The following is a 26,517-nucleotide window of genomic DNA, read 5'->3' on the forward strand; positions in this document are numbered from 1 at the left end:
CCCATACTACCGGCGTGCCGGTACCGGGCGGGTGCGTCCGCTGCCGTCGATGGCGACGAAGACGAACACCGCCTCGGTGACCTTGCGCCATTCGCTGGACAGCGGGTCGTCGCTCCACACCTCGACCAGCATCTGGATCGAACTGCGGCCGATCTCGAGGGCCTGGGTGTAGAAGGACAGTTGCGCGCCGACGGCGACCGGCACCAGAAAGGCCATGCGGTCGATCGCCACCGTTGCCACGCGGCCGCCAGCGACCTTGCTGGCCATGGCGGTACCGGCCAAATCCATTTGCGATACCAGCCAGCCACCATAGATGTCGCCGAAACCATTGGTCTCGCGTGGTAGCGCGGTGATCTGCAACGCCAGATCGCCTTGGGGAATCGGGTCATCCTGTTCGAAGTCGTTCATCTCGATTACGGCTCGCGGCGCGGTTGTTGTTATGGGTCTGCAATGGCTGCTTGCAACAGCCTGCAGGCCCGCAAGGATGCGGGTTTGGCGAGTATACCGGCTGAGAGGCTGTGAACAAACTCCCGCCTACTGCGATCGCCTTCAGGCGCCCGCAGGCAGTGCGCCATGGGCTCATGGCGGGTTGTCGCTGCGCTCCGAAGCCGCCCTACGGATCGCTATTCTCGCCTTGCCATGAACGCCGGAAGGCGGCCGGCATGCTCGGGCGCCGGCAAAATGCCCGGCGTTCATCCAACTGTCACATTGATTTCATAGATTGGTCACAGGGGCTGCAGATACTTGGGCTCGTTCAATCCAACACTAAATTCTGCTAGGAGCAAGGCATGAAACTTAAGCGTTTGATGGCGGCCATGACTTTCGTCGCCGCTGGTGTCGCCACCGCCACTGCGGTCGCCGCTATCGACCCGGCTCTGCCGACCTATGAAAAGACGTCCGGTGTGTCGGGCAACCTGTCCAGCGTCGGCTCCGACTCGCTGGCCAACCTGATGACCCTGTGGGCAGAAGAGTTCAAGAAGAACTACCCGAACGTCAACATCCAGATCCAGGCCGCCGGTTCCTCCACCGCGCCACCGGCGATGACCGAAGGCACCGCCAACATGGGGCCGATGAGCCGCGCCATGAAAGACAGCGAGATCCAGGCCTTCGAGCAGAAGTATGGCTACAAGCCGACTGCCATTCCGGTGGCCATCGATGCCTTGGCGGTATTCGTGCACAAGGACAACCCGATCAAGAGCCTGTCGATCGAGCAGGTCGACGCGATCTTCTCCAGCACCCGCCTGTGCGGTGGCGCCAGCGACATCAAGACCTGGGGCGACGTCGGCCTGACCGGCGAGTGGGCAGCCAAGCCGCTGCAGCTGTTCGGTCGTAACTCGGTATCCGGCACCTACGGCTACTTCAAGGAAGTGGCCCTGTGCAAAGGCGATTTCAAGGCTAACGTCAACGAGCAGCCGGGTTCGGCTTCCGTGGTGCAGTCGATCTCCAGCACCCTGAATGCCATCGGTTACTCGGGCATTGGCTACAAGACCTCCAGCGTCAAGGCTGTAGCGCTGTCGAAGAAAGGCGGCGAAGCCTTCGAAGCCAACGAAGAAAACGCCCTGGCCGGCAAGTTCCCGCTGGCCCGCTTCTTCTACGTGTACGTCAACAAGGCGCCAAACCAGGCCCTGAGCCCGCTGGACGCCGAGTTCATCAAGCTGGTGCTGTCCAAGCAGGGTCAGGAAGTGGTGGTCAAGGATGGCTACATCCCGCTGCCGAGCAAGGTGGTCGAGAAGACCATGAAGGAACTGGGCCTGTAACTACCAGGCTCAACCGGCAGGGACGCCAGTTTTGTAGCCGCGCCCGCCTCTCGGACAGAGAGGCGGGCGTCGCTTTGTCTGCGTGCTGTAACTTTTCTGTCACACAAGCTGGCTACATTGCTCAGCCTGTGCCACGAATGAAATTACGGCGCGCTCATGGCCGCGCAGAGATGCTCTTACTATGAATGACCTGGCTCGTGAAACCGTGACCGCCTCGCCCAAATCCCTGAGGCTGGACTTCAATACCCCGGCCTTGCTGCGCAAGCGGCGCATGCGTGCGCTGAAGGATCACCTGGCCCGCTGGTTCGTTTCCATCGGCGGCATGGCGGTGCTGGGCGCCATCACCCTGATCTTCTTCTACCTGGCCTACATCGTCTTGCCGATGTTCCAGGGGGCCGACCTCGAGGCGCGCCAGCCTGTGCAGCCGGCCTGGTTGGCCGAGGCTGGCCAGCCGCTGTTGCTGGCGGTGGAGGAGCAGAACCGGGTGGCCATGCGCCTCGATGCGCGCGGCCAGGTGCAGTTTTTCGATGCCAAGAGCATGGCGGCGCTGAGCGCCGTCGACCTGCCGCTGCCAGCCGACAGCCAAGTGGTTTCGGTAGGGCTCGATCAGCCGGGCAGCAATCGCGTGGCCCTGGGCCTGTCCAACGGCCAGGTGCTGGTGTTCGAACATGCCTACCCGATCAGCTACCCGAACGATGTGAAAACCATTACGCCACGGATCGACTACCCGTTTGGCGAAGCCGCGATCAGTCTCGACGGGCAAGGTCGCGCCCTGGACCACGTAGGCGTCAGCCTGAACGGCGGCAGCCTGTTGCTGACGGCCTCCACCGGTACCAATCTGCATGTGCTGAGTCTCGGCCGGGAAGAAAACCTGATGACCGGCGAGGTGACCCTCAGCGAGGACCGTATCGCCCTGGCGCAGATCTCCGAGCCGATCAAGGCGCTGATCGTAGACCCACGCCACCAGTGGCTGTACGTGATCAATGGTCGCGCCACGGCGGACGTCTTCAGCCTGCGCACCAAGGAACTGAATGGCCGCTACAAGCTGCTCAGCGATGGCGCCACCGACGTCACCAACGCCACCGGGCTGCTCGGCGGTATCTCGCTGATGATCGGCGACAGCAAGGGCGGCATCCAGCAGTGGTTCATGGTCCGCGACGAGGACGGCAAGCAGTACCTGAAGTCGATCCGCAGCTTCCAGATGGGCGACAGCGCCATCACCCAGATTCTCCCGGAAGAACGCCGTAAGGGTTTCATGGCTCTGGATGCCGAAGGCAACCTGGGTATCTTCCACAGCACCGCGCACCGCACCCTGCTGGTCGAGCCGCTGACCGAAGGCGCGGCCCTGGCCGGCCTGTCGCCGCGCGCCGACCGTGTACTGGTCGAGGCGCAAGGGCAGCTGCAGCGGCTGCTGGTCGACAACCCGCACCCGGAAGTGTCCTGGAGTTCGTTGTGGGGCGAGGTCTGGTACGAAAACTACGACCAGCCCGACTACATCTGGCAGTCGACCTCGGCCAGTACCGACAACGAGCCCAAGCTGAGCCTCGCGCCGCTGGCGTTCGGCACCCTGAAAGCCGCGTTCTACGCGATGTTGCTGGCGGCGCCGCTGGCGATTGCCGCGGCCATCTACACCGCCTATTTCATGGCCCCGGCCATGCGCGGCAAGATCAAGCCGGTGATCGAACTGATGGAAGCGCTGCCGACGGTGATCCTCGGCTTCTTCGCCGGCCTGTTCCTCGCGCCCTATGTCGAGGGGCATCTTCCGGGCATCTTCAGCCTGCTGATCTTCACTCCGATAGGCATCCTCCTGGCCGGTTTCGCCTGGAGCCGCCTGCCCGAGTCGATCCGCCTGATGGTGCCGGATGGCTGGGAAGCCGCGCTGCTGATCCCGGTGATCCTGCTGGTCGGTGTCGTCTCCCTGAGCATGAGCGGCCAGCTGGAAGTCTGGCTGTTCGACGGCAACATGCGCGCCTGGCTGAGCAATGATCTGGGCATCGCATTCGATCAGCGCAACGCCCTGGTGGTCGGCCTGGCCATGGGCTTCGCGGTGATCCCGACGATCTACTCGATTGCCGAAGACGCCGTGTTCAGTGTGCCGAAGAGCCTGACCTTCGGTTCCCTGGCCCTCGGTGCGACGCCCTGGCAGACCCTGACCCGGGTGGTCATCCTCACCGCCAGCCCCGGTATCTTCTCGGCGATAATGATCGGCATGGGCCGCGCGGTCGGCGAAACCATGATCGTGCTGATGGCCACCGGCAACACCGCGATCATGGACATGAACATCTTCGAGGGCCTGCGCACCCTGGCCGCCAACGTGGCGGTGGAAATGCCCGAGTCGGCGGTCGGCGGCACCCATTACCGGGTGCTGTTCCTCTCGGCGCTGGTGCTGCTGTCCTTCACCTTCGTCATGAACACGCTCGCGGAACTGGTGCGCCAGCGTCTGCGCGTCAAGTACGCGTCGCTCTAAGGCTTTGGAAGGTATATGTCCGTGAAAAAGAATTCCGTAAAAGCCTGGGTCAAAAGCGGTTCGCCGTGGATCTGGATGAACGCCGGCGCGGTGTCCATCGCCGTGATCATGACCCTGGGTCTGCTCGCCGTGATTGCCACCCGCGGCCTCGCTCACTTCTGGCCGGCCGATATCGTCGAAGCGGTCTATCAGGTGCCGGGCCAGGAGGCCAAGGTCATGGCCGGCGAGATCACCCAGATCGAAGAGATCCCGCGCGCGCGTCTGGCGGCTTCCGGGCTGCCGGTGGCGGCCGAAGGCGGCGAGTTCATGACCCGCGAGCTGTTCAAGGTGGGCAACCGCGACCTCTACGGCGCCGACTTCAGCTGGGTGGTGGGCGAATGGTTGAGCGACCAGCGCACCCCGCCAGCCCTCACGGCATTCGAGCGGCGTGAATGGGGCAACCTCTACGGCTACCTGGTCAACGTCAAGGAAAATGGCCAGTTGGTCGCCGAGGGCGATGCCGCCTGGGACGTCCTCCAGCAGCGCATGGCGCGCGTCGACGAACTGCATGCGCAGGTGGTGCGCCTGGAGAAGAAAGACATCGGCCGGATCAACGCCGGGCTCGAGCGCATTCGCCTGCAAACCCGCAAGCTGGAACTGCAAGGCCGGCTGGATGCACAGGCCCAGGCCGATCTGGATATGGACCGGGCGCAGTGGGATGCCGAGTACAAGGTGCTGGAAAGCCAGTTGGTGGCGCTCTACGAGGCCTTCAATCGCGACAGCGCCACGGTGCGCACCGCCGATGGCCGCGAGGTCGAGCTGAACCTGGGCAAGGTGGTGCGGGCCTATCAGCCGAACGCCATGTCGCCCCTCGGCAAGTTGCAGTTCTACGGCGTCAAGCTGTGGGAGTTCGTCAGCGACGACCCACGCGAGGCCAACACCGAGGGCGGTATCTTTCCGGCGATCTTCGGCACCGTGATGATGACCCTGATCATGGCGGTGATCGTCACCCCGTTCGGCGTGGTGGCGGCCATCTACCTGCGCGAATACGCCAAGCAGGGGCCGTTGACCCGGGTGATCCGCATTGCGGTGAACAACCTGGCCGGCGTACCGGCCATCGTCTACGGGGTGTTCGGCCTGGGTTTCTTCGTCTATGTGCTGGGTGGTTCGATCGACCGCTTGTTCTACCCCGAGTCCGCCCCGGCGCCGACCTTCGGTACGCCGGGCCTGCTGTGGGCCTCGCTGACCCTGGCGCTGCTCGCCGTGCCGGTGGTGATCGTCGCCACCGAAGAAGGCCTGGCGCGGATTCCGCGGGCGCTGCGCGAAGGTTCGCTGGCCCTCGGCGCGACCAAGATCGAGACGCTCTGGCGCGTGGTGCTGCCGATGGCCAGCCCGGCGATGATGACCGGCCTGATCCTCGCCGTGGCGCGTGCCGCCGGCGAAGTGGCGCCGCTGATGCTGGTCGGCGTGGTCAAGCTGGCGCCGTCGCTGCCCCTGGACGGCAATTACCCCTACCTGCACTTGGATCAGAAGATCATGCACCTGGGCTTCCACATCTACGACGTCGGCTTCCAGAGCCCCAACGTCGAGGCCGCGCGGCCGCTGGTCTACGCCACGGCGCTGCTGCTGGTGCTGGTGATCGCGATTCTGAACCTCACGGCGGTGTTCATGCGTAACCGCCTGCGTGAGAAGTACAAGGCGCTGGATCATTAAATCCTTTTCGTTGGCTGTCATAGTGGCAGCCAGCGTGATAACGAATTGTTAGCGTAGGGAGCATCCCATGCAGCACCAAGCACACACACACGGCATCGACATCACGGCCCTGGGCCGGGAAAAGCAGAGCCTCGACCTGGCCGGGGAAACCGTGGCGATTCAGGTGCCGGGTCTGAACCTGTACTACGGCGACAAGCAGGCGCTGTTCGACGTCAAGCTGAAGATCCCCAAGCAGCGTGTCACCGCGTTTATCGGCCCGTCCGGTTGCGGCAAGTCGACCCTGCTGCGCACCTTCAACCGGATGAACGATCTGGTCGACGGCTGCCGCGTCGACGGTGAAGTCAACCTCGACGGGCGCGACATCTACCGCAAGGGCGAAGACGTCGCCGAGCTGCGCCGTCGCGTCGGCATGGTGTTCCAGAAGCCCAACCCCTTCCCCAAGAGCATCTACGAGAACGTGGTGTATGGCCTGCGCATCCAGGGCATCAACCAGAAGCGTGTGCTCGATGAGGCGGTGGAGTGGGGCCTGAAGAGCGCGGCCTTGTGGGACGAGGTCAAGGACCGTCTGCATGAGTCGGCCCTGGGGCTATCCGGCGGCCAGCAGCAGCGCCTGGTGATCGCCCGTACCGTGGCGGTGCAGCCGGAAGTGCTGTTGCTCGACGAGCCCTGCTCGGCGCTCGACCCGATCTCCACCCTCAAGGTCGAAGAGCTGATCTACGAGCTGAAATCCAAGTACACCATCGTCATCGTTACCCACAACATGCAGCAGGCGGCGCGGGTGTCGGATTACACCGCCTTCATGTACATGGGCAAACTGATCGAGTTCGGTGACACCGACCGGCTGTTCACCAACCCGGAGATGAAGCAGACGGAAGACTACATCACCGGCCGCTACGGCTAAGGCCATGGCAAATACTCCCTGGCTTTGTCGGGCGCGCTTGCCGTACTACTCGTACTTTCAGCGCGCCCTCTTCGCGCCAGAGAGAGCTTTCCAAGGGCCTTAGTGCTGAACTCAACGTGTAGGGTGCGCCGTGCGCACCACGGTTACCCAAGCCGGCAGCTTTCGCGGAGCGAACCAATGATCAACAAAGACAACCTCACCCAGCACATCTCCCAGCAGTTCAACGCCGAGCTGGAGGAGGTACGCAGCCACCTCCTGGCCATGGGCGGCCTGGTCGAGAAGCAGGTCAACGATGCGGTCACCGCGCTGATCGATGCCGACTCCGGTCTGGCCCAGCAAGTGCGCGAGATCGATGGCCAGATCAACCAGATGGAGCGCAACATCGATGAGGAATGCGTGCGCATCCTCGCCCGTCGCCAGCCAGCTGCGGGCGATCTGCGCCTGATCATCAGCATCTCCAAGTCGGTGATCGACCTCGAGCGCATCGGCGACGAAGCGACCAAGATCGCCAAGCGCGCCATCCTCCTGTGCGAGGAAGGCGAAGCGCCACGCGGTTACGTGGAAGTGCGGCATATCGGCGACCAGGTGCGCCGGATGGTGCAGGAAGCGCTGGACGCCTTCGCCCGTTTCGACGCCGACCTGGCCCTGTCGGTGGCGCAGTACGACAAGACCGTCGACCGCGAATACAAGACCGCCCTGCGCGAGCTGGTCACCTACATGATGGAAGACCCGCGCTCGATCTCGCGGGTGCTCAACATTATCTGGGCCCTGCGTTCGTTGGAGCGTATCGGTGATCACGCGCGCAATATCGCCGAACTGGTGATCTATCTGGTCCGTGGTACCGATGTGAAGCACATGGGCCTGACCCGCATGAAGGAAGAAGTAGAAGGCACCGGCAAAGACCGCTGAGCGCCACGCCTGCGAACCTGATGGCGCAGGGCCCTGGCGCCCTGGGACGGTAAGGTTGATCGGCCAACCCTGAAATGACCAATAGCCACTTTAGGGTTGGCCTTTGGCCATTGGCCGCGTTTATGCTTGGAGCCATTCGAACGGGAGTGGCCGATGAGCAAAGTCAGCGTACTGGTAGTGGACGATGCAACCTTTATCCGTGACCTGGTTAAAAAGGGCCTGCGCGACCACTTTCCCGGCGTGCAGATTGTCGAAGCGGTCAACGGGCGCAAAGCCCAGCAACTGCTCGGCCGACAAAGCATCGACCTGATTCTCTGCGATTGGGAAATGCCCGAGATGTCCGGACTCGAGTTGCTCAGCTGGTGCCGTGAGCAGGACACCCTGAAAACCGTGCCCTTCATCATGGTCACCAGCCGTGGCGACAAGGACAACGTGATCCAGGCGATCCAGGCCGGTGTTTCCGACTTCATCGGCAAGCCCTTCTCCAACGAACAGCTGGTGACCAAGGTCAAGAAGGCCCTGAGTCGTGCCGGCAAGCTGCAAGCTCTGGCGGCCAGTGCGCCGCCGAAAATGCTCGGCAGTGGTGGCTTCGCCAATGACTCCCTGGCGGCGCTGACCGGCGGCGGTCAGGCCCAGGTGAGCAAGCCGGCGGCCACCGCTCCGTCAGAGGCCTTAGTGGCGCGCCAGGAGGTTGCCGCAGCGCCAGCCGCTTCGGCCAAATCTGCGGGGCAGGCTCCGGGCGGACGTGGTCAGGGGCAGTTGCGCCTGCCTGGCGGCACCATGAACTGCGTGATCAAGGCGCTCAGCCTCAAGGAAGCCCAGCTGGTGGTCAAGCGTGCCGAACTGCTGCCGCAGGTGCTGGAGAGCGCGGTGCTCGATCTGGAGCAGGGCGAAGGCGCGGAGGTGGCGCGGCTCAACGGTTACCTGCACGCGGTGGCGGCGCTGGAGCCCAAGCCGGACAGCGACTGGCTGCTGCTGACGCTCAAGTTCGTCGACCGCGACCCGCAGAAACTCGACTACCTGTCGCGCCTGATCGCCCGCGGAACCACGCAGAAGCACTTCGTCCCCGGCGCCTGATCGGTCCATTCGGGCAATGGGTCAAGGCGTAGGGCGGTCCGGGCGGCGATCCGTTCGGAGCGACGCGACAGCCCGCCGGATTCTCGCCGCGCCGCTGACTTTCAACAATTCGAAGCTTGCGGCTGTGGAGGAGTCCATAGACACCCTACGGAGCGCCGCTCCTACAGGTACCCACAAGCCGACAGACACGATTGCCCCCCCCGTTTGCTGCGCGACAGCGCGGCATCGGAGACGGGGCGCCCCCTCTCATCAGTCCCGGCGCTGGTCCCTGAGATAGGGCGGCCCGGGCGACCACCCGGAACGCGACACACCAGGTAACAACTGCTCCGGCGCAGTTGGCGTACAGGGCGGTCACACAACTATGCTCGATACCCATGCAGTGCCACCGCGGAGGATCCCATGCCCAGCCGTCGTCACTTCATTCAGCGCAGCGCCGTCCTGCTTGGCCTCGCCGCCGCAGCGCCCTGGCTGGCGCGCGGCGCCCTAGCCCTGGATCCCGAGCAACTGCTGCAGAGGCGCATTCCCGGCAGCGACGAATTCCTGCCGGTGATCGGCCTGGGCACCTTGCGCACCTTCAATGTCAGCCTCGACGACGCCAGCCTCGACCCACTGGAGGAGGTGATGCGCACCTTTATCAACGGCGGCGGCAAGCTGATCGACACCGCCCCCAGCTATGGCAACGCCGAGGCGGTCAGCGGCGAATTGCTCAGGCGCACCAGCACCCAGGACAAGGCGTTTCTCGCCAGCAAGGTCTCCGCCCGCGGCCGCGAGCGCGGCATGGCCCAGGTCGAAGCCAGCCTGCGCGCCCTGCAAACCGAGCGGCTCGACCTGCTGCAGGTACACAACCTGCAGGACACCCGCACCCAGCTGGCCCTGCTGCGCGAGCTGAAGGAACAGGGCAAGGTGCGCTACATCGGCATCACCCATTACCGCGAGTCGGCCCACGACGACCTGCTCGCGGTGCTGGCGAAGGAGCCGCTGGACTTCGTCCAGTTCAACTATTCGGTGGCCGAGCGCAACGCCGAGAAGCGCCTGCTGCCCTACTGCGCCGACCGCGGCATCGCCACCCTGATCAACCGGCCGTTCCAGCGCGGCCAGTTGTTCGACCGGGTCGAGGGCAAGCCGCTGCCGGACTGGGCGGTCGAGGTCGACGCCACCTCCTGGGCGCAGTTGCTGCTCAAGTTCATCCTCGCCCACCCGGCGGCGACCGTGGTGATCCCGGCCACCTCCAAGGCGCGCTACATGGCCGACAACCTCATGGCCGGGCATGGTCGCCTGCCGGATGCGGCGCTGCGCGAGCGGATCGCGCGGGCGTTCAGCTGAAGCGCGGGGAATACCGGACCCACCCACCTGTGGGAGCGGCTTCAGCCGCGAAGCTTTGGCGGTGCATCGAAGATTCGCGGCTGAAGCCGCTCCTACGAGATAGCTGGTCACCTGTGTAAATATGCACGGCCCGACCTTGCCCGAGGCGAAGAGAAGGAAAGCTCAATGCCCCCACGCCAGCGCCTGGCCAAGGCGATCAACGCCAAACCGGCCGAACTGCTCGCCGCGCTGTGCGGCTTCGGCCTGTTCTTCTGCCTGTTCAGCGGCTATTTCATGCTGCGGCCGATCCGCGAGGCGATGGGTATTCGCGGCGGGGTGGAGAACCTGCAATGGCTGTTCAGCGCCACCTTCGTCGTCATGCTCGCCGCCGTGCCGCTGTTCGCCTGGCTCAATTCGCGGGTGCCGCGGGCGCGCTATATCGACTGGGCGTACGGCTTCTTCATCCTCAACCTGCTGGCCTTCGCCGCGCTGTTCCAGCAGGCCGGCGACGATATCTGGGCGGCGCGGGTGTTCTACGTGTGGATCTCGGTCTACAACCTGTTCGTGGTCTCGGTGGCCTGGAGCCTGATGGCCGACGTATTCGACGCGCTGCAGGCGCGTCGCTTGTTCGCCTTTATCGCCGCCGGCGCCAGCTGCGGCGGTCTGGCCGGGCCGGCACTGGGCGCGCTACTGATCGGTGCCATCGGCCAGAGCGGCCTGATCCTCTGCGCCGCCATGCTGCTCGGCGTGGCCGTGCTGGCCAAGCACTACCTGATGGCCTGGCGTGCCCGCGGCGGCGCCGGCCGGCCCGGCGCACCGCCCAGCGAGCACCCGCGCGAGCCGGTGACGGGCAATCCGTTCAGCGGCATCACCCGGGTGCTGGCCTCGCCCTACCTGCTCGGCATCAGCGCCTTCGTCATCCTCCTGGCCACCGCCAGCACCTTCCTCTACTTCGAACAGGCACGCCTGGTGGAGCTGACCTTCCCGGAACGCAACCAGCAGATCCGCGTGTTCGGCCTGATCGACTTCAGCGTGCAGGCACTGGCGCTGCTGGCCCAGCTGTTCGTCACCGGGCGGGTGGCGGAGAAATTCGGCCTGCGTGCGCTGCTGGCCGGGGTGCCGTTGCTGGTCTGCCTGGGCTTTCTCGGCCTGGCCCTGGCGCCGACCTTCGCCATGCTCGCGGCGCTGATGATCGTGCGCCGGGTCGGCGAGTACGCCTTCGTCCGCCCCGGCCGGGAAATGCTCTTCGCCCCGCTCGACGCGCTGACCAAGTACAAGGCCAAGAACTTCATCGACACCGTGGTCTACCGCGGCGGCGACGCCGTCAGCGCCTGGGCCAAGGCCCTGCTCGATATGCTCAGCCAGGGCGTATTGATCGCCGCCCTGGTCGGCGCCGCCTTGGCCGCCGTGTGGGGCGCGCTGGGCTGGTACCTGGGCGGGCGCCCGGAACAGGCCAAAGCCGAGCAGCGCGACTGAAGCGGTTCGCCGCCCCGCAGCCCGGACAAGCGCAGCGCAATCCGGGGGCGCCGCGATCCCGGATTGCGCCAAGGCTTATCCGCGAACGATGGGTAGCCGGCAGATTTCCCCGGATTGCATACGGGCTACCAGGGCGCACCGCCAGAGCCGAAAACACCTCGCCACGCCATCCACACGCACAACCCTGGTGCATCGGCTGGACCGAAGAGCATCCGCAGCGTTTTTCTGCGCCTTGCGCTTGTCACCTCGACGACAGTGGGTTATCAGTGCAGGCGTCTGAAAACCTGACCACTGCGGAACCGCCCCATGACCGTCGAAGTCCCCGCGCACAGCGCCCATGCCGCCAGCAAACCGGCCGGGCGCATCCGCCAGAAAAACGAAGAAGCGATCCTTGCCGCCGCCGAGGAAGAATTCGCCCGCCACGGTTTCAAGGGCACCAGCATGAACACCATCGCCCAGACCGTCGGCCTGCCCAAGGCCAACCTGCACTACTACTTCAACAACAAGCTGGGCCTGTACCTGGCGGTGCTGGGCGACATCCTCGAGCTCTGGGACAGCACCTTCAACACCCTGAGCGTCGACGACGACCCGGCCGAGGCGCTGGCCCGCTACATCCGCGCCAAGCTGGAGTTCTCGCGGCGCTACCCCAAGGCCTCGCGGATCTTCGCCATGGAGGTGATCAGCGGTGGCGAGTGCCTGTCGGCGTTCTTCAACCAGGACTACCAGAGCTGGTTCCGCGGCCGCGCCGCGGTATTCGAGGCCTGGATCGCCGCCGGCAAGATGGACCCGGTCGACCCGGTGCACCTGATCTTCCTGCTCTGGGGCAGCACCCAGCATTACGCCGACTTCGCCTCGCAGATCTGCCGGGTCACCGGCCGCACGCGCCTGACCAAGGCGGATTTTCAGGAGGCCGGCGACAACCTGGTGCGCATCATCCTCAAGGGCTGCGGCCTGACTCCACCGGCCTCCTGAACCCATGCCCTTCACCCTGCTCGGCCCTTGCGAGTACCGCGAGGAGATCCGCAAGAGCCGCTTTCTCGCCCGCGCCGCGCCGGTTGCCAGCGCGGCCGAGGCGCAGGCGTTTATCGCCGCCGCCAGCGACCCCGGCGCCTCGCACAACTGCTGGGCCTGGAAGGTCGGCAACCAGTACCGCTTCAGCGACGACGGCGAACCGGGCGGCACCGCCGGCCGGCCGATCCTGGCCGCCATCGAAGGCCAGGCTTTCGACCAGGTGGCGGTACTGGTGATCCGCTGGTACGGCGGCATCCAGCTCGGCACCGGCGGCCTGGCCCGCGCCTATGGCGGCAGCGCCAACAAGTGCCTGCAGGGCGGCCAAGGCATCGAACTGCAGACGCGCAGCCGTTGCGCCTGCCACTGCGGCTTCGCCGAGCTGGCGCTGCTCAAGGCGCGCCTGGGCGAACTGGACGCCGTGCTGGACAGCGAGACCTTCGATGCCAGCGGCGCCGAACTGCAGCTGGCAGTGCCCGAAACACGCTTCGCCGAGCTGCAGCGGCTGCTGGCGGATATCAGCCGCGGGCGCATCGAGTTGCGCCGGCTGTAGGCGCATGCGCCTCTCACGCCGGGCTCCGCGGAGCCCGGCCCAACCCGTTATCCTCTGGAGCTGACCCCATGACCTCGACTCGAACCGCCCTGATCGTCGGCGCCTCCCGTGGCCTCGGCCTCGGCCTGGCCAAGCAGCTGCACGCCGATGGCTGGCAGGTCATCGCCACAGTGCGCGACCCACAAGCCGCCGAGGCGCTGCAGGCCCTGCCGGGCGTGCGCATCGAGGCCCTGGATATCGACGACGGCGCCGCGCTGGAGGCATTGGCCGAACGCCTGCAGGGCGAGGTGTTCGACCTGCTGCTGATCAATGCCGGCATCCTCGGCCCCGCGCACCAGTCGGTCAGCGCCGCCACCGCCGCCGAACTGGGCCAGCTGTTCATGACCAACGCGGTCGCGCCGATTCGCCTGGCCGAGCGCCTGCTCGGCCAGATCCGCCCGGGTAGCGGCGTGCTGGCGTTCATGAGTTCGCTGCTGGGCAGCGTGGCCAACCCGGAGGGTAGCGACCTGGCGCTGTACAAGGCGAGCAAGGCCGCCCTCAACTCGCTGACCAACAGCCTGGTCTGCAGCCTGGCCGAGCCGCGCCCGACGGTGTTGTCGCTGCACCCCGGCTGGGTCAAGACCGACATGGGCGGCGCCGGCGCCAGCGTGGAAATCACCACCAGCTGCCAGGGCCTGGTGACGCAGATCGAGCGGCATGCGGGACTCGGCGGCCATCATTTCATCGACTACCAGGGCCAGAACATCCCCTGGTGAAGCGCGGCGGCGGTTGATCCTGACCGCCCGGGCAGGTATCTTTCCCGGTACGCCATCCGGCGCACCTGGATCAGCAGACAGGGTCAACACTGAGCTGGCTAACCTGAATTCACCCTCAGAGGAGCCTGCTCATGGCAGCTACCCGCATCTGGATCAACAACCCCCTGGCCATCTTCACCGCCAACCAGCTCGACGCCGCCGGCGGCCTGGTGATCGAGGACGGCCTGATCGTCGAACTGCTCGGCACCGGCCAGCAGCCGTCACGCCCCTGCGATCAGGTCTTCGACGCCCGCGAGCATGTCGTGCTGCCGGGGCTGGTCAACTGCCACCACCACTTCTACCAGACCCTCACCCGCGCCTGGGCGCCGGTGGTCAACCAGCCGTTGTTCCCCTGGCTGACCACCCTGTATCCGGTGTGGGCGCGCCTGACCCCGGACAAGCTGGCGCTGGCCAGCAAGGTGGCCCTGGCCGAACTGCTGCTGTCGGGCTGCAGCACCGCGGCGGATCATCATTACCTGTTCCCCGACGGCCTGGAGCAGGCCATCGACGTGCAGGTCGAGGCGGTGCGCGAACTGGGCATGCGCGCCATGCTGACCCGCGGTTCGATGAGCCTGGGCCAGGCCGACGGCGGCCTGCCGCCGCAGCAGACAGTGCAGCAGGGCGAGGTGATCCTGGCCGACAGCCAGCGCCTGATTCGCCAGTACCACGAGCGTGGCGCCGGGGCGCGGATCCAGATCGCCCTGGCGCCCTGCTCGCCCTTCTCGGTGACGCCGGAGATCATGCGCCAGAGCGCCACCCTGGCCGAAGAGCTGGACGTGCGCCTGCACACCCACCTGGCCGAGACCCTCGACGAGGAAGACTTCTGCCTGCAGCGCTTCGGCCTGCGCACCGTGGACTACCTGGACAGCGTCGGCTGGCTTGGCCCGCGCACCTGGCTGGCCCACGGCATCCACTTCAACCCGGATGAGATCGCCCGCCTCGGCGCCGCCGGCACCGGCATCTGCCACTGCCCCAGCTCGAACATGCGCCTGGCCTCGGGCATCTGCCCGACCCTGGACTTAGAAACGGCCGGCGCACCGATCGGCCTGGGCGTGGACGGTTCGGCCTCCAACGACGCCTCCAACCTGATCCTCGAGGCGCGCCAGGCCCTGTACCTGCAACGCCTGCGCTACGGCGCCGAAAAAATCACCCCGCAACTGGTGCTGGGCTGGGCCACCCAGGGCTCGGCGCGCCTGCTCGGACGCTCGGACATCGGCGAGCTGGCGGTGGGCAAGCAGGCGGATCTCGCCCTGTTCAAACTCGACGAACTGCGCTTCTCCGGCAGCCACGACCCGCTCTCGGCCCTGCTGCTGTGCGGCGCCGACCGCGCCGACCGGATGATGATCGGCGGTCAGTGGCGGGTGATCGACGGCCAGATCGAGGGGCTGGATGTGGCGCAGCTGATCGCCGACCACCGTCAGGCGGCACGCGAATTGATTGCCGGTTAGCGATTGCCAATGCGCATGCGCCAGCTACGGAACTGTAGGGCGGGTGCACCCGCCAATTCGTCATGCGGCGGGTTGCACCCGCCCTACGCGGTTAAACTCATCAGCAACCACGCCCGATAGCGAGACCTCACCATGTACGACTGGATCACCGCGCTGCCCAAGGCCGAACTGCACCTGCACCTGGAGGGTTCGCTGGAGCCCGAGTTGCTGTTCGCCCTGGCCGAACGCAACAAGATCGCCCTGCCCTGGAAGGATGTCGAGGCGCTACGCGGCGCCTATGCGTTCAACAACCTGCAGGAATTTCTCGACCTCTATTACCAGGGCGCCGACGTGCTGCGCACCGAGCAGGACTTCTACGACCTGACCTGGGCCTACCTGCTCAAGTGCCAGGCGCAGAACGTGATCCATACCGAGCCCTTCTTCGACCCGCAGACCCACACCGACCGCGGCATCCCCTTCGAGGTGGTGCTGCGCGGGATCAAGCAGGCGCTGGCCGATGGCGAGCAACAACTGGGCATCAGCCACGGCCTGATCTTGAGCTTTCTGCGTCACCTGTCCGAGGAAGAAGCGTTCAAGACCCTGGAGCAGGCCATGCCGTTTCGCGACGCCTTCATCGCCGTCGGCCTCGACAGCTCGGAGCAGGGCCACCCGCCGAGCAAGTTCCAGCGGGTGTTCGCCAAGGCGCGCAGCGAGGGCCTGTTGACCGTCGCTCACGCCGGCGAGGAAGGCCCGCCCGAGTATATCTGGCAGGCCCTGGACCTGCTCAAGGTGCAGCGCATCGACCACGGCGTGCGCGCCAGCGAGGACGAGCGGCTGATGCAGCGGATCATCGACGAGCAGATCCCGCTGACCGTCTGCCCGCTGTCGAATATCAAGCTGCGGGTGTTCGACGACATGCGCCAGCACAACATCCTGCAGATGCTCGAGCGCGGCGTGAAGGTCACGGTCAACTCGGACGACCCGGCCTACTTCGGCGGCTACGTCAGCGAGAACTTCGCCGCCCTGCACGACAGCCTCGGCATGACCGAGGCGCAGGCCCGGCGCCTGGCGCAGAACAGCCTGGACGCGCGTTTAACAGGCCGTTGAGCTGACCTGCGCCGTCCGGCGCAGGCACCTGGCAGTACCGACAGAGCATGCTGAAGTTTGCGCTCCCGGCGCCGATACAGAAGGTGTACTTGATTCAATGATGTCATAGTGACACCCGGCTAATGGCCGTCACTGCCATCAACCGCACCCGGCTTATTGCCGTCGCCGAGATTGCCGCCCGATGAAACAGCCCATGCTCACCTGCCCACGCGTTCGCGCCCTGCTCTTCGCCGGGCTGGCCGGCTTCGCGCAGCTGGCCGTCGCGGTCGACGAGATCCGCATCGTCACCGAGGAGCTGCCGCCCTACAACATGACCGAGGATGGGCGAGTCACCGGCATGAGTACCGAGGTGGTGCAGGCCGTGCTCGAGGAGATCGGCGTGCAGGCGAGCATCCAGTCGATGCCCTGGGCCCGCGCCTACGACATCGCGCAGAACGCGGAGAACGTGCTGATCTACTCGATCACCCGCACCGCCCAGCGCGAGAAGTTGTTCAAGTGGGTCGGCGTCATCGCGCCAACGCACTGGTTCCTGTTTTCCCTACCCGACAAGCAGATCCAGCTCGATCACCTCGACGATGCTCGCCAATTCCAGACAGCCACCGTCCAGAAAGACGCTGGCGAGCAGTATCTGGAAGCCAATGGCTTCACGGTCGGCAAGAACCTGCAGTCAAGCAACAAATACAAGCATAACTACGCAAAGCTCAAAGCCGGCCGCGTCGACCTGTGGGTGTCTAATGAGCTGAACGCTCGCTACCTGATCCGCCAGGCAGGTGATGACCCGGCCACAACGGTGGTGCCCGTGCTGAGCCTGCCCGACCTCGGCGGTGACGACGGGTTGCACATGGCCTTCAGCCTGCAGACCGCGGACACCCTGGTCGAGCGCTTCCGCCAGGGGCTGCAAGCCATCCGCAGCAACGGCACCTACGACGCCATCGCCAGGAAGTGGTTGTAGCGTGTTTGGCCAGCCCGCCAACGAGACGACGCGCCCCCGCCTTACGGGCTCGCTCGGCCGCCGGCTGGTGCTGGCGACCCTGGCGTTTTGCCTGGTGTTCACCCTGATCACGGTCGCCGTGCGCACCTGGTCGGCCTGGCACGCCAACCTGACAGCGATGGCCAGCGAACTGACCCTGATCGACCAGGTGTTCCAGCGCACGCTGGCCAAGGCGCTCTGGGAAGTGGACCGCGAATCCTTGCAGACCCAGCTCGACAGCGTCGCCCAGGCGGCCCCGGTGGGCCGGGTGGAGCTGCGTATTCTGCGCGCCGGACGCCCGCCGGAAATACTCGAGCAGCCGCGCGGATCGTCCTCGACCTCAACCCTGGCGCCCGCGCTACGGCACATGCTGATCTACGAACCCTACCCCGGCGCCAGCGAGACGGTCGGCGAGCTGAGCCTGGAAGGCGATGAACAGCTGCTCTGGCAGCGCCTGCAAAGGGAAGTGGCCAAAATCATCGTCACCCAGATCATTCAGTCGCTGCTGTTGGCGGGGCTGATCATGTGGATGTTCAATCGCTCGGTCACCGTGCACGTGCAGCACATCGCCCGCCACCTGGCTCAGCTGTCCCCCGTCAATCTCAAGCGGACCTTGCATCTCGGCCGCTCAGAGGCGCACCAGGACGAACTGAGCCTGCTGGAGGTGGGCGTCAACGACCTGCAAGACAAGCTGTCGACCTTCCTCGAGCGGCAACGCCAGGACGAACAGGACCTGGCCGCACACCGCGACCACCTGGCCGAACTGGTCGAAGCGCGTACGGCCGAACTGCGCGCGGCCAATAGGCGCCTGGAGGAACTGTCACGCAGCGACCCGCTGACCGGACTGGCCAACCGCCGGCATTTCGACGAACTCAAGGACATCGAGTTTCGCCGTGCCTTGCGCCTGGGCCACCCGCTGTCGGTGCTGATGTGCGACCTGGATTGCTTCAAGCTCTACAACGACACCTACGGCCATGCCCTCGGCGATCGCTGCCTGCAAGCGGTGGCCGACACCCTGAAGAGGGTCTTCGCCCGCGCCGGCGAGCAGGTGGCGCGGATCGGCGGCGAAGAATTTGCCGTGCTGCTGCCGGGCGCCGACAGCGCTCAGGCATGCACGGCCGCAGAACGCCTGCGTCAGGAGCTGGCGGAGCTGGCGATCGAGCACAGCAGTTCGCCGGTGGCCGCCCATGTGACACTGAGCATCGGCGTCGCCCAGATCGAGTCGGAAACGATGGATCATTTCGATGTGCTTATGCTGCGCGCCGACCAGGCCCTCTATCGGGCCAAGCATCTTGGGCGCGATCGAGTCGCCGTTTGATCACCACACCGAGGCCCCTCATGAGATTGCGCCCAACCATCTGCTTCGCCCTGCTGCTGGTACTGTTCTGCGGCAACGGCCACGCCGAGCGCATCGAGGCCGTCACCGAAGACACCGCCTTCACCTTCCGGCAAGACGGTCGAGTCGGCGGGCCAGCGAGCCAAGTGGTCGAAGCCATGCTGCAGCGCGCCGGCCTCACCGACTACAGCCTGGCCCTCTACCCCTGGGCGCGCGCCTACGACATGGCGCTGCAACAACCCAATGTGCTGATCTACCTGATCGCCCGCACGCCGGAACGCGAACCGCTGTTCAAGTGGGTGGGCGAGGTCATGCGCATCGACTACCACCTCTACAAGCTACGCGGACAGCCGGACATTCGGGTGCGCACACTGGCGGACGCGAAGCACTACAGCATCGGCGTGCTGCGCGACGACGTGCGCCAGCAGTACCTACAGGCCGAGGGTTTCACCAAGCTGGTGATCGCGGCGCACAACCGCAACAACTTCAGGCGGCTGTTGAATAGGCAGGTCCAACTGGTGCCCATGCCGGAGCGCGACGCCAGGCTGCAGTGCGCAGAGGCCGGGGTCGACTTCGCCAGCCTGGAGCGGGTCTACACCCTGGACGCGCTCAGCAGCGGCCTGTACATGGCCTACAGCCGCGCGACGGCCGACGCGATCGTGACGCGAAGCCGCGCCGCGTTCGACAGCCTCAAGCGCGAGGGGCTGCTGACGCGGCTGATGAACGGCGAAGCGGAGCCCGAGTAGCCGCATTAGTGCTTGATCGCCGATGGGGATCGCTATGCTCAACTATCCTACAACGCTTATCAAGCAACCCGTATATCATTGATTTTATGGATTATTACGTTTTCGTAGGAGCGGCTTTAGCCGCGAATTATTCGCCGCACAGTAAAGCTTCGCGGCTGAAGCCGCTCCTACGATAGGGGGCGAGCCTCCAGTTTGCTGCACGACAGCGCGGCGTCGAAAACGGAGCGGCCGCTCCTACAACGCCGGCCCAGCCGCGATGATCGCCGGTCTGGGCGGCAGGCATCGCGGCCGGTAGGCGCACTCAGAAGCTGAAGTCGAGCTTGCTCCAGAGGATACGGCCCGGTTCGTTGACCGCTTGCGGGTCATCCATGGAGAAGCCGAAACCGGCGTTGCCGGCCAGGTTCAGGTGCTCGCTGTAGTGGCGGTCGAACAGGTTGTCGACGCCGGCGCTGAGCTTGACCTCAGGCGTCAACCGGTGAGCCGCGTTGAGCGAGAACACGGCAAACCCGCTGCTGCTGCCGAAGTCCTTGCCGACCACGTTGCCCTTGCCCTCGTCCACCCGGTTCTGCGCGGCAACCACCCGCCACAGCGCCCCGGCACTCCAGTCGCTCCGCTCATAAGCCAGGCCGAAGCGCGCCTCCAGCGGCGGCGTCTGCGCCAGTGGGCGGTCGTCCGAGCTGTTCTTGCCCCAGGCATAGGCCAGGCTGGCATCGGTTTTCCAGTTGCTGTCCAGCCGGTAACCGGCGCCCAACTCGCCGCCCATGATCCGTGCATCGATATTGCTGGCTTGCGAGCGGGTCTGCCCCGGCATCAGCCCGGGCCCGTAGCTGAACAGGATGTAGTCACGCACCTGGCCGACGTAGGCCGAGGCCCAGGCCTCGAACGCGCGGCCACGGTAGTGCGCGCCGAAATCGAGCTGGGTGGTTTTTTCCGGGTCGAGGTTTTCCATCGGCTGGACAAACCCGAGCGGACCGTGACTGGCGGAGAACAACTCCCAGTAATCGGGGAAGCGCTGGGTATGCCCGAGGCCGGCATAGACGATCGCCGGCATGCCGGCGAGATCCCGCTCATAGCGCAGGAAGCCGCTGGGCAGGGTATCGCTGCGGGTGTCGTCGGCCGTCGGGTTGGCGCGCAGGGTCATGCCGCTGCCCAGGGTCTGGCGGTAATCCTTGACCGAGGCGCGATCCAGCCGCGCACCGGCAATCCAGCGCCGGCCGCTAGCGACCTGCCAGGTCAGCTCGCCGAACAGGCCGTAGTTGTGGAACACCGCGTCCTTGTCCCAGGCGAACTGGTCGTAGTCGGTATAGGTGCTGCTCATCATGTCGAAGCTGGACGCGCGCTTGCGGTGTTCGTTGCGTTGCCCGTCCATACCGGCCTTCAGCTCGATCTTCTGCCAGTTCCAGGTGCCGACCAGGCGGCCGCCCAGGGTGCGTCGGTCGACGTTGCTGGCCAGCGGATTGGCCATCATGCCGGTGCCCGAGGGGCTGCGCAGGCTGAAGTTGTCCATCACGTGGTCGGCATAGTTGTAGTAGACCTGCCCTTCCAGCGCACTGAACAGCTTGCCGATGTTGTCCTTCCTGAAGCGCAGCCCCAGGCTCTCACGGAGGAACTGGCTGCCGTCCATGCCGCGCCCGGCGTAGCGCGCCTCGCCATCGCCACGGCCGCCACTCAGCTCGATCAGGGTATCGTCGTCCGGGGTCCAGCCGAGCAGCACATCGCTGTTCCATTTGGCCCAGCGCGACGGCACCGTCTCGCCGTTGCCATCCCGGTAGTCATCGGCCTGGGCCTTGTTCGCCAGCACGCGCAGGTGACCCTGGCTGCCACCGGCAGTGGCGTCGATGCGCCGGTCGAAACGGCCGTTGGCGCCGGCCAGGATGCTGCCGTCGACGCGCCCGCCCAGTTCGTTGAAGGGCTGGGTATCACGCTCGAAAAGAATCGTCGCCGCCGAGCCGCCCGGCCCCCAGAGCACGCTTTGCGGCCCCTTGATCACGGTCAGTTGGTCGAAATTTTCCGGCGACAGGTAGGAGGTCGGCGCATCCATGCGATTGGGGCAGGCGCCGAGCAATTGGCCGCCATCCATGAGGATATTCAGGCGCGAGCCGAACATGCCGCGAAACAGCGGATCGCCGTTGGCGCCGCCGTTACGAATCGCATTGAAGCCGGGAATGGTCTTCAGATAATCCGCACCATCGGCGGCCGGCATCGGCTGGCGCGGTTGCTTGGGGTCGGTGACCACGGTCAACGGCGAGTGGTGACTGGCCCCGGTGATGACCAGCGGGGCCAGTTCGATGGCCGCTTCATCGGCCAGCGCCAGGGAACTGCAGAACATGGCGGCGGCCAGTGCAGCGCACAGCGGCGCCAGGCGAAAAGGAGCAGGCAGACGCAAGGTGCCTGGAATACGGACACAGGTTAGGGCAGACATGGCTTTTCCAAGATCGAGACAATTCGGCGCGCCGGCAACAGCCGTCCTACAGACGGTGCCGGCGCGTGAGAGCAGCAATAACGATCAGGAAAGCAGCGGCGGTGCGCGACTGCGCGAACCGGGGAATACCGGCGAAGCGGGCGCATGTTGCGAGCCGCCGGCGGGGATGAAGAACGGCGTGAATGGCGCAGACCCGGTCAGCACCAGCGCCGGGCTGGCCAGCGCCGGGCTGCTGAACAACAGGGTGCAGTAGCCGCATTTGGCCCATAGCGGATCATGCCCATGGCTGTCGCCGGCAGCCGCAGAGCGGCTGACAGCATGCTCACTGCAGTCCGGCTCCGCCTGCGCCGGCAGCAACCATTGCGACAGCAGCGGGCCGACGCAGAGCAGCAGCATGGCCAGCAATGCCGACCTCGCCCCTGCGCCCCGCCTGTCTACCCAGCTGTCTGTTTGCATCGATCAGCGCCCATTGACTGCGCGGCGATTATCACCAGGCGCGGCGGGACGCTCCTTGTCCCCGGTCAAGTCAGAGGTTGTGAAAATATCGAGCGCCGTAGCGAGAACGTCTCCTGGTGTTCGCGGCAAGGCGCTAGGTGGCGGTCGCAGTAGGCGGGAGCTCCTTTACAAGCGCTCAACCCCATCAATGCTGATGGGCGGCGTCCCCGCTAGTCGGCTCAGCCGTGGCTACGGGCGCCTCGGTTTGCACCGCCACCTCCACCTCGATCTCACCGGCCTTCTCGAAGGTCAGGGTCAGAGGGAAGCGCTCGCCGTCCTTGGCTTGCTGCCGCACGTTGAACAGCATGACGTGATAGCCCATGGGCTCGAACCGGGCTTCGCCACCGGCGGGCACGACAACGTCTTGCACCTGCTGCATCTTCATCACCCCATCGGCGTGCACATGCTCATGCAGTTCGGCCTTGCCGGCCAACGAGGTGTGCACGCCGAGCAGGCGGTCGGCATCGGCGCCCCGGTTGTGCACCACGAAGTAGGCCGCGGCAGTCGGCGCCACCGGCGGCATCGCGCGCGACCAAGGGTGTTCGATCTGCAGCTCGCCGACCCGGTAGTCGTGAGCGTTGGCCAGCAGGCTGGTGCCGAGCAGTGCGGCCAGGAACAGGGTTTTCTTCAACATGGGGACTCTCCAGAAACTCGTCGGGGGTGCACCGCCGCGCCATCTGCAGCGGCGGGCGCGAACGCATGGGTCGTTGCGCCAACAGACGCAAACAGCTGCTCCGGGCAGCATCAAGCGGGAAGGTTTACCGAAATCAGGCGAGCAGTGGGGAGGCGCGGGGGTTGGCCGAGGGCCAGAGATAGCGGACCGGACGCGGGGCCAAGGCTGGCGCCGCCAGCGGCGGGCGACTGGCAGCGAACAGTCCGAGCAGACCGAAAAAGGCAGCGAGGATGAGGGCGCCGAAGGTCGAGCCGAGCGAGCAACCGAAACCCGTGGCCGGGTTCAGCGGCAAGATACTTGAGCCGCTCAAGTCGGCCCCCGGGGCGAAATTGCCCTCGAAGGAGCAGTACTGGCCATCCAGGCCGCTGAGCTGCAAACCGGCCATCTGGCCGTGGCCGATACTGCAGGCGAACGCACTGAACAGGACGCAGCAATAAAGCGTCCAGGCGATCAGCGAGCGGTCGGTGCGGGTCAAGTTCATCAAGCGACTCTAGCAGTTGCGGGTGGCGCAACACCAGCCACCACCTGTGATCGATTGCCGCAGCTGCGGATGGCACAACGCTCCTCGGCCGCCCCTGCGAGGAGCCCCGGCGCCACGTGCGGGCACTACTAATTGATACCTCTCCACAGTCGCCGGCAGCCGACTAGACTGCAGGTACGCTCGAAGCTTGTGAAAATATCGAGCGCCGTAACAAGACCGCATCCAGATATTCGCAGCAAGACGCGCTACGTGAAAAACAGGGGAGTTTAGTGAGCTAAATGACCCCGCTTTTCACGTAGTGCAACGTCAGCAACGGGCGTCTGGAGGCGGTCGCAGTAGGCGAGAGCTTGCTCACAAGCTCTCAGCATTCCTCGCAGGTCAGGGCATGCTCCGCGCCCTCCTGCGAACCCGCGACTTGTCGGTGGTAAGGATGCGATCCGATCTAACAGCTCCGCTGCGCCTGGCCGGCGCCTACATCCTGTTCAGCAGCATCTGGATTATTGCCAGCGACGCCCTGTTGATGGCGGTGGTCAACGACCGGGACCTGATCGGCCGGCTGCAAACCGTCAAGGGCATGTTCTTCGTGCTGCTCAGCAGCCTGCTGATCTTCTGCCTCAACTACCGTGACCGCCGCGCCCAGCAGCAGTTGCTCGACGCCCTGACGCGCAACTCCCGCCTGCTGCAACAAACCCAGCGCAACGCCGCCCTCGGCAGCTGGGAATATGATGGCCGCCTGCACTGGAGCCCCGAGGCCCTGAACCTGCTCGGCCGCGATCCGGGCAGTGAATACAGCAGTGCCGAGCAATTGCTCAGCTGGCTCTACCCGGCCGAACGGCCGGCCCTGCAGCGCGCCTGGCAGGCGCTGCTCGAACAACACAAGCCGATGGCGATCAGTGCACGTCTGCATCAACCGCAGCGGCAACAGACCACCTGGCTGATGCTGCGGGGCGACGCGGACGTCAGCAGTGGCCACTTCCTCGGTACCGTGCAGGACATCAGCAGCCAGAAGCGCGACGAAAGCGCCCTGCGCGAAAGCGAGCAGCGCTTCCGCCACCTGTTCGAGCAAACCCCACGGATCGCCGTGCAGGGTTACGACCGCGAACGTCGGGTGATCTATTGGAACCAGGCCAGCACCCAGCTCTATGGCTATAGCCTGCAGGAGGCCATGGGCCGACGCCTGGAAGAGCTGATCATCCCGCCGGCCGCGCGCAATCAGGTCATCAGTGCGATCAACCACTGGCTGCTCGGCGGCCCGTCGATCCCCGCAGCGGAGCTGCCATTGCAGCACAAGGACGGCAGCCGGGTGTGGGTCTACTCGACCCATTCGATGCTGCGCGACAGCCGCGATCAGCCGGAGCTGTACTGCATCGACATCGATCTCAGCGAACAGAAGCAGATCAATCTCGAGCTGCAAGCCAGCGAGGCGCGTTACCGCGAACTGGTCGAGCAGTTGGACGATGTCATTGTGCTGACGGACGCCAGCGGCCATCTGGTTTTTCTCAACCCGGCCTGGGAAGCGCTCAGCGGCTACGCCGGCTATGAATGCCTGGGTCGCCCGCTGGCGCAGTTCCTCGACGGCGCCGACGCGGCGCGCTTCAACCAGCAGATAGATGCCGTCGGCAATGGCCAGCAAACCGGCCTGCGCGGCGAATTCCGCCTGCTCACCCGTCTGGGCCAGCTGCGCTGGGTAGACATTCAACTGAACCACAGCCCGTCGAACAATATGCTCACCGGCAGCCTGCATGACATCCATGAGCGCCATCATGGGCAGCAACTGCAGCAGGCGCGCAACGCAGTACTCGACGATCTGCTCGCCCGCCGGCCCCTGGCGCATATCCTCGGCGCTATCAGCCAGCACCTGCAGGATCTCAATCCGCACATGCTGGTGTCGATCATGCTGCTGGACGAGCGGCAGTGCCTGCACCTGGCCGCCGCGCCGAGCCTGCCCGAGCCTTATCGGCAGGCCATCGACGGTCTGCCGGCGCAGCTCGAACTCGGCTCATGTGGCCACGCCGCGTGCAGTGGCGAGCTGGTGATCGCGGAAAACCTCGACACGCACCCCTACTGGCAGGGGGGGCGCACCCAGGCCCTGGCCGCCGGCCTGCATGCCTGCTGGTCGTTGCCGTTCAAGGACGACAACGCCCGGGTGCTCGGCACCTTCGGCATCTACTACGACCAACCCAGACGGCCGAGCGAAGCCGATATCGCCCTGGTCACCGAGTTCACCCGCCTGGCCAGCCTGGCCGTGCAGCAACTGCAGCGCTGAACGGGCGATTCGTTCGCAGATAGGGCGGCTCGGGCGGCGATCTGTTCGGAACGAAGCGACAGCCCGCCGGATTCTCGCCGCGCCGATGAACCATGGTGCACTGCCTGCGGCTGTGGAGGAGTCCATATACACCCTACGGATCGCGGCTTGCTCGAGCTAATGGGGTCGCAGCGTAGGGCGGCCTCGGAGCGCAGCGACAGCCCGCCGCTTCATGCTGGCGGCCGCAGTTTGCGAGCGTTTTCCACCCGCGCTCAAGGCCTGCTCAGCCCAGGCGCTGCAGCAGCAGGAAGGCAGTCAGCAGCAGCGTATTGATCGCCCAGGCGACGGTCAGGACGCGGGCGATTTCACCGTGGGTTGGATTTTTCACGTTGTCACTGCAACGCCAGATCTCGCCGATTATCCAGGCGGTATAGCCCAGCAGCACTGCAAACATGAGTATGACCGTCGCCAGTGCGGCGCCGCTGAAATACACCGCGAGCGTTACGGCCCAGAGAATATTGCTGGGTATCACCCCGTAGAACCAGAAAATCTCCCGCAGCGGTTTGTCGATCAGCAGGGCGTTGAAGATCGAGGTTCGCATGGTCATTAACCCTCATGGCAGTCAAGGCGCGCTCGTGTTGCCTGGTGGCCCGTTCGACGTCGGCCCGTCTTTTGAGAT

At 65.4% G+C, this 26,517-nt stretch carries 23 protein-coding genes; 17 read left to right on the forward strand and 6 right to left on the reverse strand.

The window, feature by feature from the left end; translation table 11 throughout:
* Positions 1-6 precede the first annotated feature (6 nt).
* The gene (locus tag ABZE94_RS06555) at positions 7-408 is read right to left on the reverse strand and encodes an acyl-CoA thioesterase (RefSeq protein ID WP_172148389.1); all 402 of its coding nucleotides are present in this window, start codon (positions 406-408) and stop codon (positions 7-9) included.
* Positions 409-788: 380 nt separating this feature from the next.
* Between ABZE94_RS06555 and ABZE94_RS06560 the strand changes: the two genes are divergently transcribed.
* The 16 genes from ABZE94_RS06560 to ABZE94_RS06635 all read left to right on the forward strand — a co-directional run bounded on the left by ABZE94_RS06560 (position 789) and on the right by ABZE94_RS06635 (position 19,522).
* Positions 789-1,757 carry a PstS family phosphate ABC transporter substrate-binding protein gene (locus tag ABZE94_RS06560; RefSeq protein ID WP_372874730.1) on the forward strand — a complete coding sequence of 323 codons (969 nt, stop codon included), beginning with the start codon at positions 789-791 and terminating at the stop codon, positions 1,755-1,757.
* A gap of 181 nt (positions 1,758-1,938) precedes the next feature.
* Positions 1,939-4,224, forward strand: coding sequence for a phosphate ABC transporter permease (locus ABZE94_RS06565; protein ID WP_372874731.1), 2,286 nt, complete (start codon positions 1,939-1,941; stop codon positions 4,222-4,224).
* 15 nt (positions 4,225-4,239) lie between these two features.
* A complete protein-coding gene (gene pstA / locus ABZE94_RS06570) occupies positions 4,240-5,916 on the forward strand; it encodes a phosphate ABC transporter permease PstA (protein WP_372874732.1) in 1,677 nt (558 codons plus the stop codon).
* 67 nt (positions 5,917-5,983) lie between these two features.
* The gene (pstB, locus tag ABZE94_RS06575; RefSeq protein ID WP_372874733.1) at positions 5,984-6,817 is read left to right on the forward strand and encodes a phosphate ABC transporter ATP-binding protein PstB; all 834 of its coding nucleotides are present in this window, start codon (positions 5,984-5,986) and stop codon (positions 6,815-6,817) included.
* A 177-nt stretch (positions 6,818-6,994) separates the two neighbouring features.
* Positions 6,995-7,726 (forward strand): phosphate signaling complex protein PhoU, encoded by a 732-nt coding sequence (gene phoU / locus ABZE94_RS06580; RefSeq protein ID WP_372874734.1) that lies wholly within the window; start codon positions 6,995-6,997, stop codon positions 7,724-7,726.
* A 153-nt stretch (positions 7,727-7,879) separates the two neighbouring features.
* Entirely contained in the window at positions 7,880-8,803 is a 924-nt protein-coding gene (locus ABZE94_RS06585; RefSeq protein WP_372874736.1) for a response regulator, read from the forward strand.
* A 399-nt stretch (positions 8,804-9,202) separates the two neighbouring features.
* Positions 9,203-10,126 (forward strand): aldo/keto reductase, encoded by a 924-nt coding sequence (locus tag ABZE94_RS06590; protein ID WP_372874737.1) that lies wholly within the window; start codon positions 9,203-9,205, stop codon positions 10,124-10,126.
* 165 nt (positions 10,127-10,291) lie between these two features.
* Complete coding sequence (locus tag ABZE94_RS06595; protein WP_372874739.1) at positions 10,292-11,581, forward strand: NTP/NDP exchange transporter; 1,290 nt, start codon at positions 10,292-10,294, stop codon at positions 11,579-11,581.
* 306 nt (positions 11,582-11,887) lie between these two features.
* Positions 11,888-12,553, forward strand: a complete 666-nt coding sequence (locus tag ABZE94_RS06600) for a TetR family transcriptional regulator C-terminal domain-containing protein (RefSeq protein ID WP_372874740.1) — start codon at positions 11,888-11,890, stop codon at positions 12,551-12,553.
* Between the two features lie 4 nt (positions 12,554-12,557).
* Entirely contained in the window at positions 12,558-13,142 is a 585-nt protein-coding gene (locus ABZE94_RS06605) for a YigZ family protein (RefSeq protein ID WP_372874741.1), read from the forward strand.
* A 68-nt stretch (positions 13,143-13,210) separates the two neighbouring features.
* Positions 13,211-13,897 (forward strand): SDR family oxidoreductase, encoded by a 687-nt coding sequence (locus ABZE94_RS06610; protein WP_372874742.1) that lies wholly within the window; start codon positions 13,211-13,213, stop codon positions 13,895-13,897.
* Between the two features lie 131 nt (positions 13,898-14,028).
* A complete protein-coding gene (locus tag ABZE94_RS06615; protein ID WP_372874743.1) occupies positions 14,029-15,384 on the forward strand; it encodes an 8-oxoguanine deaminase in 1,356 nt (451 codons plus the stop codon).
* A 132-nt stretch (positions 15,385-15,516) separates the two neighbouring features.
* Positions 15,517-16,470: an adenosine deaminase gene (locus tag ABZE94_RS06620; RefSeq protein ID WP_372874744.1), complete on the forward strand. Its 954-nt coding sequence runs from the start codon at positions 15,517-15,519 to the stop codon at positions 16,468-16,470.
* A 193-nt stretch (positions 16,471-16,663) separates the two neighbouring features.
* On the forward strand, positions 16,664-17,422 hold the full coding sequence (locus ABZE94_RS06625; RefSeq protein ID WP_372874745.1) for a substrate-binding periplasmic protein: 759 nt from the start codon (positions 16,664-16,666) through the stop codon (positions 17,420-17,422).
* A gap of 1 nt (position 17,423) precedes the next feature.
* Entirely contained in the window at positions 17,424-18,758 is a 1,335-nt protein-coding gene (locus ABZE94_RS06630; protein WP_372874746.1) for a GGDEF domain-containing protein, read from the forward strand.
* 20 nt (positions 18,759-18,778) lie between these two features.
* Positions 18,779-19,522 carry a substrate-binding periplasmic protein gene (locus ABZE94_RS06635; RefSeq protein WP_372874747.1) on the forward strand — a complete coding sequence of 248 codons (744 nt, stop codon included), beginning with the start codon at positions 18,779-18,781 and terminating at the stop codon, positions 19,520-19,522.
* A 301-nt stretch (positions 19,523-19,823) separates the two neighbouring features.
* Here ABZE94_RS06635 and ABZE94_RS06640 read toward each other — a convergent pair whose 3' ends face one another.
* The 4 genes from ABZE94_RS06640 to ABZE94_RS06655 form a co-directional block, all read right to left on the reverse strand.
* A complete protein-coding gene (locus tag ABZE94_RS06640) occupies positions 19,824-21,944 on the reverse strand; it encodes a TonB-dependent copper receptor (RefSeq protein ID WP_372874748.1) in 2,121 nt (706 codons plus the stop codon).
* Between the two features lie 84 nt (positions 21,945-22,028).
* A complete protein-coding gene (locus ABZE94_RS06645; protein WP_372874749.1) occupies positions 22,029-22,349 on the reverse strand; it encodes a DUF2946 domain-containing protein in 321 nt (106 codons plus the stop codon).
* 235 nt (positions 22,350-22,584) lie between these two features.
* The gene (locus ABZE94_RS06650; protein ID WP_372874750.1) at positions 22,585-23,073 is read right to left on the reverse strand and encodes a copper chaperone PCu(A)C; all 489 of its coding nucleotides are present in this window, start codon (positions 23,071-23,073) and stop codon (positions 22,585-22,587) included.
* A gap of 133 nt (positions 23,074-23,206) precedes the next feature.
* Positions 23,207-23,593 (reverse strand): DUF2946 family protein, encoded by a 387-nt coding sequence (locus ABZE94_RS06655; RefSeq protein WP_372874751.1) that lies wholly within the window; start codon positions 23,591-23,593, stop codon positions 23,207-23,209.
* A 430-nt stretch (positions 23,594-24,023) separates the two neighbouring features.
* Here ABZE94_RS06655 and ABZE94_RS06660 point away from each other — a divergent pair, with 430 nt between their 5' ends.
* The gene (locus tag ABZE94_RS06660; RefSeq protein ID WP_372874752.1) at positions 24,024-25,859 is read left to right on the forward strand and encodes a PAS domain S-box protein; all 1,836 of its coding nucleotides are present in this window, start codon (positions 24,024-24,026) and stop codon (positions 25,857-25,859) included.
* A 262-nt stretch (positions 25,860-26,121) separates the two neighbouring features.
* Here the strand turns inward: ABZE94_RS06660 and ABZE94_RS06665 are convergent, their stop codons facing one another.
* Positions 26,122-26,445 (reverse strand): hypothetical protein, encoded by a 324-nt coding sequence (locus ABZE94_RS06665; RefSeq protein ID WP_372874753.1) that lies wholly within the window; start codon positions 26,443-26,445, stop codon positions 26,122-26,124.
* Positions 26,446-26,517: the final 72 nt, after the last annotated feature.

This window comes from Pseudomonas sp. (assembly GCF_041601375.1).
In the GTDB taxonomy this organism is placed as follows: domain Bacteria; phylum Pseudomonadota; class Gammaproteobacteria; order Pseudomonadales; family Pseudomonadaceae; genus Aquipseudomonas.